Below are 16217 nucleotides of genomic sequence, written 5' to 3' on the forward strand. Positions count from 1 at the left end.
CGCTTGACAGGGGTGGCAGGCTGGCTCGGAGGCAGGCCCGGGCCGAGGGTGGCCGCAGGCCAGGGCGAAGCCCCAAAGCCCTCGGGGTGGGCCTGCCGCAGGGCCTGCAGGCCGCCCCTGTCAACCGCCGAGGGGACCCACACACCACGGGACCCACCCCCGAAGCGAGCAGCAGGCCCCAACACCGGGCCACCCCCCGAAGCGAGCCAGAGCCCCCACTCCGCCGCCTACGCCGCTACGCCCCTACGCCGCACCGCCCCCTACGCCCCTACGCCCCTACGCCCCTACGCCGCCGCGGCCAACCCCTCCCGCGGCACGAACGTCACGTGGGGCCGCCCCGGACGCAGGTCCAGCCGCAGCTTCAGCCGGCCCACCCGGGCCAGCACCAGGCCGACGCCGACCGCCGCGGCCAGCGACACCAGGCCGCCCGCCGCCATGCCGATGCGGGCGCCGTACGTGTCGGTGACCCAACCCAGCAGCGGCGCGCCCAGCGGCGTACCGCCGGTGAAGACCATCATGAACAGGGCCATGACCCGCCCCCGCATCTCGGGGTCGGTCGCCATCTGCACGCTGGAGTTCGCGGTCACGTTGACCGTGAGTCCGAACGCGCCGATCGGCACGAGCAGGGCCGCGAAGAGCCAGAACCCCGGCGCGAAGGCGGTCGCCGTCAGCACGGCGCCGAACAGCACCGCCGCGACGACCAGCAGCCGCAGCCGCGCGAGGCCGCGCCGGGCCGCGAGCAGGGCGCCGGCCAGCGAGCCCGCCGCGATGAGCGTGTTGAGCAGGCCGTACAGGCCCGCCTGGCCCTGGAAGACGTCGTCGGTGAAGGCCGACAGCCAGATCGGGAAGTTGAACCCGAAGGTGCCGACGAAGCCGATCAGGACGATCGGCCAGACCAGCTCCGGGCGGCCGGCGACGTAGTGCAGGCCCTCGCGCAGCTGGCCCTTGGCCCGCGGCTGCCGTTCGACCGGGTGCAGCTCGCGCGTGCGCATGAGCAGCAGGCCGGCGATCGGGGCGGCGAAGGACAGCCCGTTCAGCAGGAAGGCCCATCCGGACCCGACGGCGGAGATCAGCACGCCGGCGACGGCGGGGCCCACCAGCCGCGCGGACTGGAAGTTCGCGGAGTTGAGGCTGACGGCGTTGGCCAGCTGCCGCTTGCCGACCATCTCGGCGACGAAGGTCTGGCGCGCCGGGTTGTCGACGACCGTGATCAGTCCCGCCAGGAAGGCGGCGAGGTACACGTGCCAGACCTGTACGTGTCCGGTGACGGTCAGCGCGCCGAGCGCGAGACCGGTCAGGCCCAGGGCCGTGTTGGTGGCCACCAGCAGGGGCCGCTTCGGCAGCCGGTCGGCGAGGACGCCGCCGTAGAGGCCGAAGAGGAGCATCGGCAGGAACTGCAGGGCGATCGTGATGCCGACCGCGGAGGCCGATCCCGTCAGGGAGAGGACCAGCCAGTCCTGGGCGATGCGCTGCATCCAGGTGCCGGTGTTCGACACGACCTGGCCGGTCGCGAAGAGCCGGTAGTTCCGGATGCGCAGCGAGCTGAACATGGTGTTCTTGCGCGCCGGCGGGGAGGGGGTGGGGGTAGTGGTTCGATTCGGTCCGGGGGCGGAGTCTGCTCCGGTTCCCGTACTCAAGGGGCTTCGCCTCCTGGGCTCGTTCCTTACAGGTGGGCGAGCTTCTCGAGGACGGGCGCGGCCGCGCGGAGCTTGGCCCATTCGTCCTCGTCGAGCTCGGCCGCGAGCCGGGCCAGGAAGGCGTTGCGCTTTCGGCGGCTCTCCTCGAGCATCGCCTCGGCCACCTCTGTCTGGCTGACCACCTTCTGGCGGCGGTCGTCCGGGTGCGGCTCCAGCCGGACCAGTCCCTTGGCCTCCAGCAGCGCGACGATGCGGGTCATCGACGGCGGCTGGACGTGCTCGCGGCGGGCCAGCTCACCGGGGGTGGCCGAGCCGCAGCGGGCGAGTGTGCCGAGCACCGACATTTCGGTGGGGCTGAGCGATTCGTCGACGCGCTGGTGCTTCAGGCGCCGGCCCAGCCGCATGACGGCGGAGCGGAGATCGTTCACGGCGGCAGCGTCGTCGCCATGGGAGAGGTCGAGCATGTTCCTTAGCGTAGCTCATTAGCCTGACTAAAGAACACCGGATTACGTCTGCCGTGCCGCACCACACATCCGGCCCCCGTGCCGCACCACACATCCGGCGCCCGATCATCACTCATACGGGTGAGCCCGCTCCCGAAAGTGACACGCGTACACGGTGTCCGCCCCGACCCTGTGCCCATGGGGACACACGTGCTCAGCATGCGCATAGACGGGGAGCTGCTGGCCCGACTCCGGGACCACGCCGCGAAACGCGGAATGAGCGTCCAGGACTACGTGGTCCGGACGCTCGTTCGCGACGACTTCGACGAGCGCTTCAAGGCGTGCGTCGACGAGACGGAGAAGTTCTACGGGCTCACGTGACGCCGGGGCGGGTCGACGTGAGCCCGTAGCGACGGGCTCACGTGAGGCCGAGGGCCGGCATCGCGTAGTAGAAGACGAAGACCGCCGACACGACGTACATCGCTGCCGGGACCTCGCGGCCCCGGCCGGCGGCCAGGCGCAGCACGGTGAAGGCGATGAAGCCGATGCCGATGCCGTTGGTGATCGAGTACGTGAACGGCATCATCAGCATCGCCAGGAACGCCGGCACCGCGATGGTGAAGTCGCTCCAGTCGATGTCCTTCACCGAGCCGGCGAGGATCAGGAAGCCCACCGCGACCAGCGCGGGGGTGGCCGCCTGCGACGGGACCATGGTGGCCAGCGGCGTCAGGAAGAGGGCCACGGCGAAGAGCGCGCCGGTGACCACGCTGGCGAGGCCGGTGCGGGCGCCCTCGCCGACGCCGGCCGTGGACTCGACGAAGCAGGTGTTCGCGGAGGAGGAGGTCGCGCCGCCCGCGGCGACCGCGAGGCCGTCCACGATCAGGACCTTGTTGATGCCCGGCAGGTTGCCTTCGGCGTCGTTCAGCTTCGCCTCGTCCGCGACGCCGAGGATCGTGCCCATCGCGTCGAAGAAGCACGACAGCAGGACGGTGAAGACGAAGAGCAGGCCCGTCAGCAGGCCGACCTTCGAGAACCCGCCGAACAGGCTGACCTGGCCGACCAGGCCGAAGTCGGGGGCGGCCACCGGGTTGCCCGGCCACTGCGGGACGGTCAGGCCCCAGGCCTGGCCCGGCAGGTCCGCGACCAGCTGGATCGCCACGGCGGCCACCGTCATCACGACGATCGAGATGAGGATCGCGCCCGGCACCTTGCGGATGAGCAGCGCGAGGGTCAGCAGTACGCCGGCGACGAAGACCAGCACCGGCCAGCCGAGCAGGTGGCCGTTGCCGCCGAGCTGCAGCGGGACGGTGGTGTGGGCGGCGTCCGGGATGCGGGAGACGAAGCCGGAGTCCACCAGGCCGATCAGCATGATGAACAGGCCGATGCCGATCGCGATGCCCTTGCGCAGGCCGAGCGGCACGGCGTTCATGACCCGCTCGCGCAGGCCGGTGGCCACCAGCAGCATCACCACGACGCCGGCCAGGACCACCATGCCCATGGCGTCGGGCCAGCTCATGCGCGGGGCCAGCTGGAGGGCCACGACGGTGTTCACGCCGAGGCCGGCCGCCAGGGCGATGGGCACGTTGCCGATGACGCCCATGAGGAGGGTGGTCAGGGCCGCGGTCAGCACGGTGGCGGTGACCAGCTGGCCGCCGTCGAGCTGGTGGCCGTACATGTCCTTCGCGCTGCCCAGGATGATCGGGTTCAGCACGATGATGTACGCCATCGCGAAGAAGGTGGCGAAGCCGCCGCGGACCTCGCGGGCCACGGTCGAACCGCGCTCCGAGATCCGGAAGTAGCGGTCCAGGGCGGACCCGGTGCCCTGCGGGGAAGGCGTGGAGGCGGGGGCCACGGTGGGGGCCGACGTCGTCATGCGGTCCTCGGGAGTGGAGCGGGATGGTCCCGTACGAGTGGTCGCCGCGCTGCGACCTTGGCGGTTGCTACGAAGTGAACCGGCCACGGGCAAACCGTTTCAGTATGAACACATGAACGAAGGGGCGTCCATCTCCGCGCGTAGACCCTTGGTACGCCCTTCTAGACTGCTGCCCATGGCGAAGTGGACCCCCAAGCACGAAGCACCCGAGCCCCTCGAAGGGCCGGTGGTCGCCACGATCACGGGCGGCACGATCCTCTGGTTCGCCATGTTCCTGGTGCAGCTCCCCTTCTACGGCTGGTTCGCCGACCGCGACCTGCTGTGGTGGGTGTGGACCTGCGCGGCCGGCGGCGCGCTCGGCCTGATCGGCATCAAGTACGTACGGGCCCGCGACGCGGCGCTCAAGCGGCACGCGGCCGAAGCGGGGGCGGGCGGGGCGGCGGCGGGCCGAGCGGGCGGTGGAGCGGCCGCGGGGCCGGCCGGACCGGGAGCCGGCCCGCAGGACGATTCGGGTCATACCGAAGTCTGATCTTCACACCGCTCGGGGGGTGAAGGGCGCCGACCGACCGTACCGTCGAAACCATGACGCAGCGGGCGAAGATCGACACCGAAGGACCCGAGCCGGGCGGCGGCAGCGGCGGCGGCAGCAGCGCCGGCGCCCGCTCCGGTGCGGCGACCCAAGCCGGTGCCGCCATCGACGGTGCCGCGATCGCCGGTGCCGCGATCGACGCGGGCGCCGAACTCGACCCCGTCCACCCCGTCGCGCCCCCCGCCCCCCTGTTCCGGGCGGGCGGCCTGACCGCGACGGCCGTCGCCGAGCGCGTCGCCCGCGGCGCCGTCAACGACGTACCCGTCCGCAGCAGCCGCTCCACGACCGACATCGTCCGGGGCAACGTCTTCACCCGCTTCAACGCGATCATCGGCGTGCTCTGGCTGATCATGCTGTTCGTGGCGCCGATCCAGGACAGCCTGTTCGGCTTCGTGATCATCGCCAACACCGGCATCGGCATCGTCCAGGAACTGCGCGCCAAGAAGACCCTCGACGGGCTCGCCGTCATCGGCGAGGCCAAACCCACCGTCCGGCGCGACGGCCGGACCGCCGAGATCTCCACCTCCGGGATCGTCCTGGACGACGTCATCGAACTCGGCCCGGGCGACAAGGTCGTCGTCGACGGCGTGGTCGGCGAGGCCGACGGCCTGGAGATCGACGAGTCCCTGCTCACCGGCGAGGCCGACCCGGTCCTGAAGAAGCCCGGCGACCCGGTCATGTCCGGCTCGTTCGTGGTCGCCGGCGGCGGGGCGTTCACCGCCACCAAGGTCGGCCGCGAGGCCTACGCCGCCCAGCTCGCCGAGGAGGCCTCCCGCTTCACCCTCGTCCACTCCGAGCTGCGCTCCGGCATCTCCACCATCCTCAAGTACGTCACCTGGATGATGGTCCCGACCTCGATCGGTCTGATCATCAGCCAGCTCGTGGTCAAGGGGAACGACCTCGACGACGCCATCGCCCGCACCGTCGGCGGCATCGTCCCGATGATCCCCGAAGGCCTGGTGCTGCTGACCTCCGTGGCCTTCGCCATCGGCGTCGTCCGGCTGGGCCGCAAGCAGTGCCTGGTCCAGGAACTGCCCGCCATCGAGGGCCTGGCCCGGGTGGACGTCGTCTGCCTCGACAAGACCGGCACGCTCACCGAGGGCGGCATGGACGTCACCGAGCTGCGCACCCTGGGCGGGGCGGACCCGGGATACGTGCGCAAGGTCCTCGGCGCGCTCGGCGAGTCCGACCCGCGCCCCAACGCCAGCCTGCAGGCCGTCATCGACGCCTACCCGGACGAGGAGGACTGGCGCTGCACCGAGTCCCTGCCCTTTTCCTCCGCCCGCAAGTACAGCGGCGCGAGCTTCAGCGAGGGCGACGGCGACACGTCCACCTGGCTGCTGGGCGCACCCGACGTGCTGCTGCCGCCCGGCGATCCGGCCCTCGACGAGGTCACCGCCCTCAACGAGGACGGGCTGCGGGTCCTGCTGCTGGCCCGCTCCGCGCGCGAACTGGACGACCCGCACGTGGCCGGCGGGGCCAAGCCCACCGCCCTGATCGTCCTGGAGCAGCGGCTGCGGCCGGACGCGGCGGACACCCTGCGGTACTTCGGCGAGCAGGACGTGCACGCCAAGGTCATCTCCGGCGACAACGCGATCTCCGTCTCGGCCGTGGCCGCCAAGCTCGGCCTGCCCGGCGCCGAGAACACCGTCGACGCCCGCTCCCTGCCCGCCGAGCGGCCCGAGATGGCCCAGGAGCTCGACAAGAACACCGTCTTCGGCCGGGTCACCCCGCAGCAGAAGCGGGACATGGTCGGCGCCCTCCAGTCCCGCGGCCACACCGTCGCCATGACCGGCGACGGCGTCAACGACGTGCTGGCCCTCAAGGACGCCGACATCGGCGTCTCGATGGGCTCCGGGTCCGAGGCCACCCGGGCGGTGGCGCAGATCGTGCTGCTGAACAACAGCTTCTCGACCCTGCCCTCGGTGGTCGCCGAGGGCCGCCGGGTGATCGGGAACATCACGCGGGTGGCGACCCTGTTCCTGGTCAAGACGGTCTACTCGGTGCTGCTGGCCCTCCTGGTGGTGTGCTGGCAGGTGGAGTACCCGTTCCTGCCCCGCCACCTGACGCTGCTGTCCACCCTGACCATCGGCGTGCCCGCGTTCTTCCTCGCCCTGGCCCCCAACAAGGAGCGGGCCCGGCCGCACTTCGTCCGGCGCGTGATGCGGTACGCGATCCCGGGCGGCGCCATCGCGGCGGTGGCCACGTTCGTCACGTACCTGCTGGCCCGCCACCACTACAGCGGCCCCGGCGCCCTGGACGCCGAGACCAGTGCGGCGACGCTGACGCTGTTCCTGGTGTCGATGTGGGTGCTGGCCATCATCGCCCGCCCGTACACGTGGTGGCGGGTGGCCCTGGTCGCGGCGATGGGCGGGGCGTTCCTGGTCGTGCTGGTCGTGCCGTGGCTCCAGGACTTCTTCCAGCTGAGGCTGGTGGGCACGATCATGCCCTGGACCGCCGTCGCCGTCGCCGCGGCGGGCGCCGCCGCGGTCGAGTTCACCTTCCGGTGGGTGGACCGCAGGTTCCCGGCCTGACCGGCCGGCAGCGGTACAAGTTCCCGGGCTGGTAACGGATCCGGACCCCGCCTCCCCATCGATCGGCCCGCGCCCTACGCTGTGCGCGCCGCATCGAGAGGTAGGGGGCACGCCACCATGGCCGGAACCAACAGGGGCAGCAGAAGAGAAGACGGGGGCCGCGGAGTGCGGTCGGCCGCGGCGCTGGCCGGGGCGCTCGCCCTGCTCACCGCGGGCGCGGGCCTCGGCGCGCAGCCGGCCGGGGCGGCCGCCACGTACGCGGTGAAGGTCCAGCTGCTACACGCCGCGGGCACGCAGTCCGAGATCCACGTGTGGGACCGCACCACGTGGAAGGAGTACGACGTCCCGGTGGCCGACGGCGCCGACTCCGGGACCGTCGCGCTGCCGGCCGGCGACTACCTCACCATCGCCAACTACACCGACTGGACCGTCAGGACCGGTTTCGTCCCCAAGACGTTCAAGGTCGCCTCGGCCGCCACCACCGTCACCCTCGACGCCGACCTCGCCGAGCCGACCGGCTTCACCGTCGACGACCCGGGCGCCGGCCCGGTCATGACCGACGCCTGGTACACGCTGCCCGACGGGCAGCCCGCCGCCTTCCAGGTCGGCTGGGGCAGGCAGCTCTCCGCTGCCCCGATCACGCTGGCCGGCCTGACCCTCAACGTGCACCAGGTGCTGCAGAAGAAGGGCGCGGGCCAGAACCGCCCCAGCCCCTACCGGTACGACCTCTTCCACCAGTTCCACGACGGCAGCCCGGCCTCCCCCGTCGTCGCCGTCACCACCGCCGGCCTGGCGAGGCAGCAGACCTCGGTACGGGCCCAGGGCGCCGGCATCAGCGCCACCCTCTGGGGCACGGCATCCACCGAGGACGGCAGCCAGAGCGGCACCTACCTCGACACCGCCGTGCCGCTGGCCGTCTCGTACACCCACTACCTCACGCCGGGTGCCCGCTTCGAGCGCTACCTGGAGTACGGGCCGCACTCCGTGTCCCTGCCGCACCTCGAGCTCCCCGCGGGCGACGCGGGGGCCACCGAGTACGTGGGCCGCGCGCCCTTCACGAACCGGGCCGCGCAGTTCACCGCCTCCGGGTACGCGGACGGCACCTTCTCGCTCAACGAGTCGGCCTCGCTGTCCGACGCCTACGGGCACGAGGGACTCGACAACGAGTCCCGCACGACGTACCGGGTGACCAGCGGCGCGACGGTGCTCGGCGCGTCCTCGGTGCTCTCGCCGTACGACACGTACACCGTGGACGCGGCCGCCTCGTACACGAGCTTCAAGATCAACCACACCGTCCTGCGCGCCGGCGCCCAGAGCCGGCTGTCCTCGCGGGTGTCCACCGACTGGAGCTTCCCGCGCAGCGCCCTGCCGGGCGGCGGGACCGGCACCGGGAAGCTGCCGGTGGCCGACCCGCGGCTGACGGTCGGCGGGCTAGACGCCCGCAACCGGGCCGCCGCCGGCCCGGTCCAGGTCAAGGCCTCCCTGGTGCCGCGCGTGGAGGGCACGACCGCGACCCTGTCCAAGGTCGAGTACTCCAAGGACGACGGCGCCACGTGGGTCGTGGCCCCCGCCGCCGGCACCCCCGGCACGTACACGGTCACGGTCCCGGCCGACGCCGCGTTCGTGGCCCTGCGGGTCAGCGGCACGGACAGCGCGGGCGGCGCCGTCACGCAGACCGTGCTGCGCGCCTTCGGCGGCCCCGCCGCCGAGAACGCGCTCAAGGTCGGCGCCACCTCCGTCGGCACCGTCGTGGTCAACGAGGGCAAGACGTTCGTACCCCGCCTGACCGGGCAGGGCGCCGTCACGGCCACCTTCACCGCCACCGACCCGTCGGGCATCTCCGCGGCCGGCGTGTACCTCTACCACGGCTCCTACGACTCCCCCGACGGCATCGTGAACGAGTCCGTCCCCGCCGACTGCGTGAAGCGCCCGGCGAGCAGCACGTACGACTGCGTCGCCGCGATCCCGGTCAGCGGGCGGGACCGGATCGGGCTGAACAAGCTGGCCGGCACCTGGTCGGCGGCCGCCTGGGCGTTCGCCGAGGACGGGAAGAGCTTCTTCAGCGGGCCGGTCCCGGGCACGGGCGCCATCAAGCGGTCCTCCGCCCTCACGGTGGACGCGGCGCCCGAGCCGGTGGACCCGGGGGCGACCGTGACCGTGACCGGCAGGCTCACCGGCTCGGCGTGGGAGTACGGGGCCTCCACCGCGCTCGCGGGGCAGAAGGTGGAACTGCAGTTCCGCAAGGCCGGGTCGACGACGTGGACCGTGCTCGGCTCCGGCACGACGGACGCTAAGGGCGCGGTGAAGGTGACCGCGAAGGCCACCGTGGACGGCGGCTACCGGCTCAAGTACGCCGGCACCTCGGCCTCGGCGTCCTGCTACTCGAGCGTGGACAACGTCGACGTGCGGTGAGTGGGGGGCGGGGCCGGCCCTGGCGCCGTCGTGAGACGGGGGGGTGGGGCCGGCCCTGGCACCGCGTGAGACGGGGTGGGGCCGGCGTCAGTCGAACCAGCGGTCCCGGGCCAGTTCCTCCGTCCGGGACGGGTCCTCCAGCAGGGCCGCCACCTCGAAGCGGCGCGGCCACTGGCCCGCCGCCCAGGCCAGCCCCGCCGCCACGCCCTCCAGCGTCGCCGCGTGCAGCACGCCGTCGGGGGTGCGGCGCCAGTCGAGTTCGACCCCGTCCGCGACCAGCTCCTCGTGCTCGACGTACGAGTCCGGGGTCGCCGCGCCCAGCAGCACCCGCACCGACTCCGGCACCCGCCGCTCCTCACCGCCGTCGGCCGGCTCCGCGCTCAGGATCTCCGAAAGCCGCCGCACCTGGAACAGCTCCGCCAGGTCCGCCGCCCGCGCCGGGGCCACCGGCAGCAGCGGCAGGCCCGCGGACAGCGGCAGCAGGTCGGGCGCGTCGGCCACCACCGCGTCGGCCGCGTCCACGACGCGCAGCTCTCCGTCGACCACCGCGCGCAGCTCCTCCGGCAGGGTCACCTGCTCGGGGTCGAGGTCGGCCAGTGCCCCGTACAGCGCGTGCAGCTGACGTGCCGACACCTCGCGCTCGGGGTCGGCGAGTCGGCCGAGCAGTTCGGCCGCACCGCCCGGCTCGTCGAGGAGGGCCGCCACCGAGGTCCGGACGCCCAGCGCCCGCAGCACCTGCTCGTCCTCGAAGCCGGTGACCGCGGCCGAGGTGTACAGCCCCTCCAGCAGCGGGTCCCCGCCGGCCGCCCGGAGTCCGGCCGGACGGCGGCCGTCGAGCACGGGGTGGTCGCGCAGCCACCACGCGGTGTACGGGCGTACGGACTGCGTGGTGCCGTCCGGGAGCAGTACCCGTACCGGCTGGGTCAGCGCGTCCCGCAGCGGCGGCTGCGCGAGCAGGGCCAGGGCCTGCGGCCAGGCGTCGTCGTCGACCAGGTCGAGGTCGCGGACGGCCACGATCTCGGTGGCCACCGGCGGCACGGGCGTCTCGGGCAGCTGGTCGAGCAGGTCCTCGCACCACACGTCGACCAGGTCGAGCAGGCCGGCGTCGTCCGGCTCGGGGAAGTCGCCCTCGCGCGGCTCCAGTTCGTCCGGGTCGAGGACCACGTCGGTGGCGCGCACCAGCTGGAAGTTGGCGAGCACGCCGCAGGCGACGAGCGGCTGAGCTCCCCACCGTTCGGCCAACTCGGCGTCGACCGTCGGCAGTTCGCCCTCACGCATGACGGCGGCGAACGGCGAGCCGGGCAGCACGAGTTCGGCCGCCGGGGCCGGCTCGCCGTCCTCGTCGGGCAGCGCGAGGGCGCCCAGCCAGGGCTCGTCGCCCGGCTCCAGACCGGCGTCCCGGACCAGGCCGAGCACGACCTCGGCGAGCTCCTCCGGCTCCAGCGCGTCCTCGTCCCAGATGTCCTCCGCGTCCAGCGAGGCGGCCACCGCGGCCCGCACCTGGGGCGTGGTCAGCACCGCGCGCGGGGAGGCGGGCAGCGCGCCCAGCTTCTCCAGGAGCGGGTGCGCGGCGTCGGGGTGGGCGACCTTGAGGCCGAGGCGGGTCAGCCCGGCCGGCGTGTCGGGTCCGGGCAGCAGGACGTGGCGGGGGCCGATGGTGGTGGGCACGGCGCCCTCGGCGGCTCCGCCCTCCTCCTCGGGGTGGGCGGCGGGCTCCCACCCGGCCTCCTTGGCCGGCCCGGCGGCCAGCGGCACGGGCAGGCCGGACAGCCGGTCCGGGTCCACCCCGGCCAGGGTGTCGTACAGCCGGTACCACCAGTGCGGGGGCCGCTCGATGCCCGCGATCCGCTCGATGGCGTCGCCCAGCGGCAGCCGGCCCACGCCCAGGGTGCGCAGCTCGGTACGCCGTTCCAGTCCGGCGGGCAGCAGGGTGGGCAGCACCTCGGCGAGCACGCGCACCGTGTCGGCGCCCGCGCCCTCGACGACCTCCGCCTCGAACGGGCGCAGCGCGGTCAGTTCCTCGGAGGGCACGGCCGGGGCGAGGAACGCGGTGCGCGGCAGCCGCTCCACGACGGCGGCGCGCAGGGCGCCGTCGAGCTCGCCCTTGCCGAGCGGCCCGGGCACCAGGTCCACCAGGGCGGTGGTCACCGGCTGCCAGTCGGCGAGGAGCTCGGCGTACGCGTCGGCCGCGCGCTGGACCAGGAAGTCGGTCAGCGGGCCGGGCGCGGGGTGGCGGCGTGCGGTGTCCAGCGGGAGCGAGGCGATGAGCAGGGCCGGGATGCCCAGCGGCTCGTCGGTCGGGGTGGGGGCGTGCACCACCGGCGCGGTGTCGGGGCGCACCGGCGCGCCCTCGGCGTCGGCCGGGACGGCCCAGGACACGGTCCAGTGCGGGCGCAGCCGCTCCTCGACGGGGCGGTCGGCCAGCAGCGCGGGCTCGATGGGCCCGGAACGGCGGACGGTGCGCCAGCGGGTGGGTCCCTTCGCGCTGTCGTCGATGACCGTGTACGGGCCGTCGGTGCGCCGGGTCAGCGTGCGGACGCCCTCCGGGGTCTCGACGACCACCTCGCGCAGTCCGGGCAGGGTGAGCAGGAGGGCGTCGTCGATACCGGCGAGCAGCCGGGCGACCAGGTCCTCGGCACCGCCGTCGCGCAGCGGGAGGACGACCACGGTGTCGTACCCCTCGGGGGCGGTGCCCTCGGCGGGCAGCGGCAGCCGCAGCAGCGGCACGTGGCCGTCGCGGCGGCGCAGTTCGTCGCCGAGGCCGGGGCTGCCCGTGGCGGCCTGCTGGGCCAACTCGCGGGCCTCGGCCAGGGACCACCGGACGCCGCCGTGCCGGCCGAGGATGGCGGGCTCGTCGCTGACCGCGAGGACGGCGGCGAAGCCGACGCCGAAGCGGCCGACGCTGCCGCCGTCGGTGCTGCCGCGCTTGGCGGAGGCGCGCAGCGTGCTGAGCGACTCCACTCCCGTGGCGTCCAGCGGCGCGCCGGTGTTGGCGGCGGCCAGCAGGCCGCCCCGGAGCGTGAGCCGCAACCGGCCGTCGACACCGCCCCGGGCCGCCGCGTCCGCCGCGTTCTGCGCCAGCTCGACCACGAGTCGGTCGCGGTAGCCGCCCAGCGCGAGGTCCTCTTCGGCGTTCGCGTCCTCACGGAACCGGGCGGGGCTGGCGCCCCACGCGTCGAGTACCCCTCGCCGCAGCCGCGCGGTACCGAAGGGGTCCACGCCGCCCTGGGCCGCCGTCGCTCGTCCGGTCACGCCGTCGCCTCCTACCGCTGCCTGCCGCTCGCCCTGCCAGGCCCGAAGGTACCGCGCCGCCCGACTCCCCGGCCTCCTGGGGCTCCGCCCCACCACCCCGCGCCGCCCCACCAGCCCCACGAGCCCCAGCGGGCCGGGGTGCCCGCGGTGATTCCCCCGCCCCGCCCCTTCCCGAAACCGGGGCTCGCGACCCCGGCGCCGCTGCCCGGCGCTCCGCGCCGGTTTCCGCCTCGAACGCCGGCGGGGCTGGATCTTCCCCCGCCGTCGCGGACACGTAGAGGCCCCGCCGGTCGACGCGTGACCGCTGGGCAACCCCAGCCTCGCCGGCGTCTGAGGCGCGGGGTCCGGGGAGGCCCAAACCCAGCCCGCCCGGCGCTTGAGGGCGGCGGGGGGCGGGGCGGAGTCCCGCATCCAGCCCGCCCGGCGCTTGAGGGCGGCAGGGCCCGGGGCGGCGCCCCGCATCCAGCCCGCCCGGCGCTTGAGGGCGGCGGGGGGCGGGGCGGAGTCCCGGGAAACGGTGAAAGGGCGGGGAGGGGACCGGCCCCGCAGGGCAGCGGCCCGCATCCGGACGGCGACGGGCTCCGTCGGCGGAGACGGGCGACGGTCGGCGGAGACGGGCGACGGTCGGCGGAGACGGGCGACGGTCGGCGGTGCGCCGGGGCGATCCCGCCCCGACGTACCGTCACGTCACCTCGGGAACCGCCCCCATGGGGATCCGCACCCTGGCGGGTCCTCGGGACGGCCCCGGGCCGGGTCAGGAGTGTCCGAGGTCCTGCTCGGGGAGGTCGGTGTCGGGGACGGACCCCGCATCGGGGGCGGGCCGCAGCGGGAACTCGTCCGCCCGCATCGAGTCGAGCACCGGCGGCGCCGGCCGCGGCGGCTTCGGCATGACCGCGGCCTCGGAGTGCCCCCCGCAGCCGTACGACAGCGAGACCAGACGCCCGTCGGCCGGCCCGAACTCGTTGGCGCACACGCCGAAGGCCTGCCCCAGCGACCCCCCGATCTTCACGAGGAAGCCGCACGACACGCAGCTGGCCGGCGCCGCCTGCGCCATCGGGGTCTTCGCCCCGTACGCCTCGTCCCAGCGGTCGGCCGCGGTGTGCAGCCCGTACCGCGACAGCACGCGCGCCCGGCGCATGCCGAGCTCCTCCGCCACGGAGGCGATGGAGCCCCGGTCGGGCACGGCCGCCCGGTCGGTGAAGGCCACGTCCTCCGTGTCGGCGAGGTCCTTGACCTCCTCCGAGACCACGGAGTTGGGCGCCGGCTCGTCCTCGCCGGAGTAGCCCGGCTCCAGCCGCAGGTCGTCGGCGTCGGTGGGCAGCAGGTCGCCCGGCCCCATGTCACCCGGGCGCAGCCGCTCGCTCCACGGCACCCACTCGGGCGCGAGCAGGGCGTCGGGCCCGGGCAGGAGCACCGTTTCGTCGATGGTGACCACCTTGGCGCGGGAGGCGCGCGCGACGGTCACCGCCCAGCGCCAGCCCCGGTAGCCGGCCTCGGCGCAGGCGAAGTAGTGCGTGACGACCCGGTCGCCCTCCGCGACCACGGACACGTGCTCGCCCACCACCCCCGGCGCGGCGGCCTCCTGAGCCGCAGCGCGGGCGAGGTCGACGGCCTCGGCGCACAGGCGGTCGGGGGTACGGCTTCGCGTCGTCGCAGCACTCACAGGTCTCGTTCTCTCCTACGCCGTCTCACGAGTGCGCCGTTCGTCCGTAAACAACCGCCGGTCCTGATCCGTACGTGGCGCGGGCGGAGCGGACCAGAGGGCCGCGTCGACGTCCGCGCCCCATCGGCCTCGGGCGCACCTTCTACGATCCATTCTGCGGGATCGCGAACAGGCGCGCGGCCAAGAGCGACCGCCGGTGGCGCGCTACGCACGCTACCTCCTTCCCAGCCCTGGGCCCACCTGCACGTCCGATTCGCGGACAGCAAACCCGGCCCCGGACACCTCTGGGACACCCCCGGGACACCTCCGCCACCCCGTTCCCGCCCCGCCGGCCCCCTGCCGGTCCACCCGCCGCGACACCCCCGAGCGAGCCGACGAGCCCGTCCCGGCACGGCGTGGGGCACTATGGCCAGGTGGCAGCCGCGCGGTCCGTACGGTCCTCCGACGACGGCTCGGGCCGGGTCCGGCGGGCCGGCCGGGCCCTGGGACGCGCCGTGCACACGCCCATCAGCGGCACCGCGCGCGGCATCCGGCGCGCGACCCACGCACACGGGGCGGGTGAATCCGGCCTCGGCAAGCTGATCGAGCTGCACGCGGTCAACGGCGCGGGCGACATGCTCGTCACCGTGGCGCTGGCCTCCACGGTGTTCTTCTCCGTCCCCACCGACCAGGCCCGCGGCCGGGTGGCGCTCTACCTCGCGATCACGATGGCCCCCTTCGCCCTCCTGGCCCCCGTCATCGGCCCCCTGCTGGACCGGGCCCCGCACGGCCGCCGGGCCGCCATGGCCGGGGCCATGCTGACCCGCGCCGTCCTGGCCCTGACGATGTCCACGGCGGTGGCCACCGGCGGGCTCCAGCTGTACCCGGCCGCGCTCGGGGTGCTGGTGGCGTCCAAGGCGTACGGGGTGATCCGCAGCGCCGTCGTGCCGCGCCTGCTCCCGCCGAAGTTCTCGCTGGTCAAGGCCAACTCGCGGGTGACCCTCGCCGGGCTGCTGGCCACCGGCGCGGCCGCGCCCATCGGGGCGCTGCTGCACCTGATCGGGCCCCCGTGGCCGCTGTACGGGGCCTGCGTCGTCTTCGTCGGCGGCACCGTGCTGTCCCTGACGCTGCCCCCCAAGGTGGACTCCGCCAAGGGCGAGCGGCGGGCCCGGCTCTCCACGCACGAGGCGCGCCGCGAGCGCGCCCGCAAGCGTCCGGGGCTGCGCGCGATCAGCACCCCGGTGCTGTGCGGCCTCTGGGCCAACGCGGCCATGCGCGCCCTGTCCGGGTTCCTGATCTTCTTCCTGGCGTTCCTGCTGCGCGAGCACCCGCTGCCCGGGCAGAGCGCGGCGGTCTCGCTGGGCATCGTGGGCGTGGCGGCGGGCGTGGGCAACGCGTGCGGCACGGCCGTGGGCGCCTGGCTGCGCTCCCGTGCGCCGGAGGCCATCGTGGCCGCCGTGCTGTCGCTGACCCTGACGGCCGCGATCGTGGCCGCGGTCTTCTACTCGGGGCTGCTGATCGCCGTACTGGGCGCCACGGCCGGGTTCTGCCAGGCGCTGGCGAAGCTGTCGCTGGACGCGATGATCCAGCGGGACGTGCCCGAGCACATCCGCACGTCCGCCTTCGCCCGCTCCGAGACGCTGCTCCAGATGGCGTGGGTGGTCGGCGGCGCCATCGGGATCTCGCTGCCGCTGAACGGCGTGGTGGGCATGTCCGTGGCCGCCGCCCTGGTCACCGCGGGCACGGTCATGGCCTGGCGGGGCCTGCTCTCGACCCCCCGCCACGGCCCCGCGCGCCCCCGGGTGGCGTAGGGCGGGGGCGGAAACGCCCGGGCC

At 74.3% G+C, this 16217-nt stretch carries 10 protein-coding genes; 5 read left to right on the forward strand and 5 right to left on the reverse strand.

Translation table 11 applies throughout. The features are described 5' to 3' along the window. Nucleotides 1–284 precede the first annotated feature (284 nt). Complete coding sequence (locus tag IF43_RS0130375; RefSeq protein WP_078910577.1) at nucleotides 285–1637, reverse strand: MFS transporter; 1353 nt, start codon at nucleotides 1635–1637, stop codon at nucleotides 285–287. A 26-nt stretch (nucleotides 1638–1663) separates the two neighbouring features. Next, nucleotides 1664–2101 (reverse strand): MarR family winged helix-turn-helix transcriptional regulator, encoded by a 438-nt coding sequence (locus IF43_RS0130380; RefSeq protein ID WP_030208105.1) that lies wholly within the window; start codon nucleotides 2099–2101, stop codon nucleotides 1664–1666. A gap of 177 nt (nucleotides 2102–2278) precedes the next feature. Between IF43_RS0130380 and IF43_RS0130385 the strand changes: the two genes are divergently transcribed. Continuing rightward, nucleotides 2279–2461: a hypothetical protein gene (locus IF43_RS0130385; RefSeq protein ID WP_030208107.1), complete on the forward strand. Its 183-nt coding sequence runs from the start codon at nucleotides 2279–2281 to the stop codon at nucleotides 2459–2461. Nucleotides 2462–2498: 37 nt separating this feature from the next. Here IF43_RS0130385 and IF43_RS0130390 read toward each other — a convergent pair whose 3' ends face one another. Continuing rightward, nucleotides 2499–3953, reverse strand: a complete 1455-nt coding sequence (locus IF43_RS0130390; protein WP_030208109.1) for an NCS2 family permease — start codon at nucleotides 3951–3953, stop codon at nucleotides 2499–2501. 175 nt (nucleotides 3954–4128) lie between these two features. Here IF43_RS0130390 and IF43_RS0130395 point away from each other — a divergent pair, with 175 nt between their 5' ends. From IF43_RS0130395 to IF43_RS38425, 3 genes are all read left to right on the forward strand, one after another. Continuing rightward, nucleotides 4129–4482 carry a DUF2530 domain-containing protein gene (locus IF43_RS0130395; RefSeq protein WP_037890734.1) on the forward strand — a complete coding sequence of 118 codons (354 nt, stop codon included), beginning with the start codon at nucleotides 4129–4131 and terminating at the stop codon, nucleotides 4480–4482. Nucleotides 4483–4535: 53 nt separating this feature from the next. Further along, nucleotides 4536–7076 carry an HAD-IC family P-type ATPase gene (locus IF43_RS0130400; RefSeq protein WP_078910578.1) on the forward strand — a complete coding sequence of 847 codons (2541 nt, stop codon included), beginning with the start codon at nucleotides 4536–4538 and terminating at the stop codon, nucleotides 7074–7076. A 117-nt stretch (nucleotides 7077–7193) separates the two neighbouring features. Continuing rightward, entirely contained in the window at nucleotides 7194–9488 is a 2295-nt protein-coding gene (locus IF43_RS38425; RefSeq protein WP_158939564.1) for a hypothetical protein, read from the forward strand. 87 nt (nucleotides 9489–9575) lie between these two features. Here the strand turns inward: IF43_RS38425 and IF43_RS0130410 are convergent, their stop codons facing one another. Together IF43_RS0130410 and IF43_RS0130415 are read right to left on the reverse strand one after the other, a co-directional pair. Continuing rightward, on the reverse strand, nucleotides 9576–12740 hold the full coding sequence (locus IF43_RS0130410; protein ID WP_030208122.1) for a sacsin N-terminal ATP-binding-like domain-containing protein: 3165 nt from the start codon (nucleotides 12738–12740) through the stop codon (nucleotides 9576–9578). A 754-nt stretch (nucleotides 12741–13494) separates the two neighbouring features. Further along, on the reverse strand, nucleotides 13495–14403 hold the full coding sequence (locus IF43_RS0130415) for a DUF3027 domain-containing protein (RefSeq protein WP_030208124.1): 909 nt from the start codon (nucleotides 14401–14403) through the stop codon (nucleotides 13495–13497). Nucleotides 14404–14816: 413 nt separating this feature from the next. On the opposite strand from IF43_RS0130415, the gene IF43_RS0130420 reads away from it, so the two are divergent. Next, on the forward strand, nucleotides 14817–16193 hold the full coding sequence (locus tag IF43_RS0130420) for an MFS transporter (RefSeq protein ID WP_030208126.1): 1377 nt from the start codon (nucleotides 14817–14819) through the stop codon (nucleotides 16191–16193). The last annotated feature ends 24 nt before the right edge of the window (nucleotides 16194–16217 follow it).

Origin of the sequence: Streptomyces sp. NRRL S-87, assembly GCF_000719335.1 — a bacterium.
Classification (GTDB): domain Bacteria; phylum Actinomycetota; class Actinomycetes; order Streptomycetales; family Streptomycetaceae; genus Streptomyces.

Bases quoted from the DNA above. Each gene is read 5' to 3' on its own strand.
- IF43_RS0130395 (WP_037890734.1), top strand. From the start codon at position 4,129: ATGGCGAAGTGGACCCCCAAGCACGAAGCACCCGAGCCCCTCGAAGGG.
- IF43_RS0130385 (WP_030208107.1), top strand. From the start codon at position 2,279: ATGGGGACACACGTGCTCAGCATGCGCATAGACGGGGAGCTGCTGGCC.
- IF43_RS0130400 (WP_078910578.1), top strand. From the start codon at position 4,536: ATGACGCAGCGGGCGAAGATCGACACCGAAGGACCCGAGCCGGGCGGC.
- IF43_RS0130390 (WP_030208109.1), bottom strand. From the start codon at position 3,953: ATGACGACGTCGGCCCCCACCGTGGCCCCCGCCTCCACGCCTTCCCCG.
- IF43_RS38425 (WP_158939564.1), top strand. From the start codon at position 7,194: ATGGCCGGAACCAACAGGGGCAGCAGAAGAGAAGACGGGGGCCGCGGA.
- IF43_RS0130380 (WP_030208105.1), bottom strand. From the start codon at position 2,101: ATGCTCGACCTCTCCCATGGCGACGACGCTGCCGCCGTGAACGATCTC.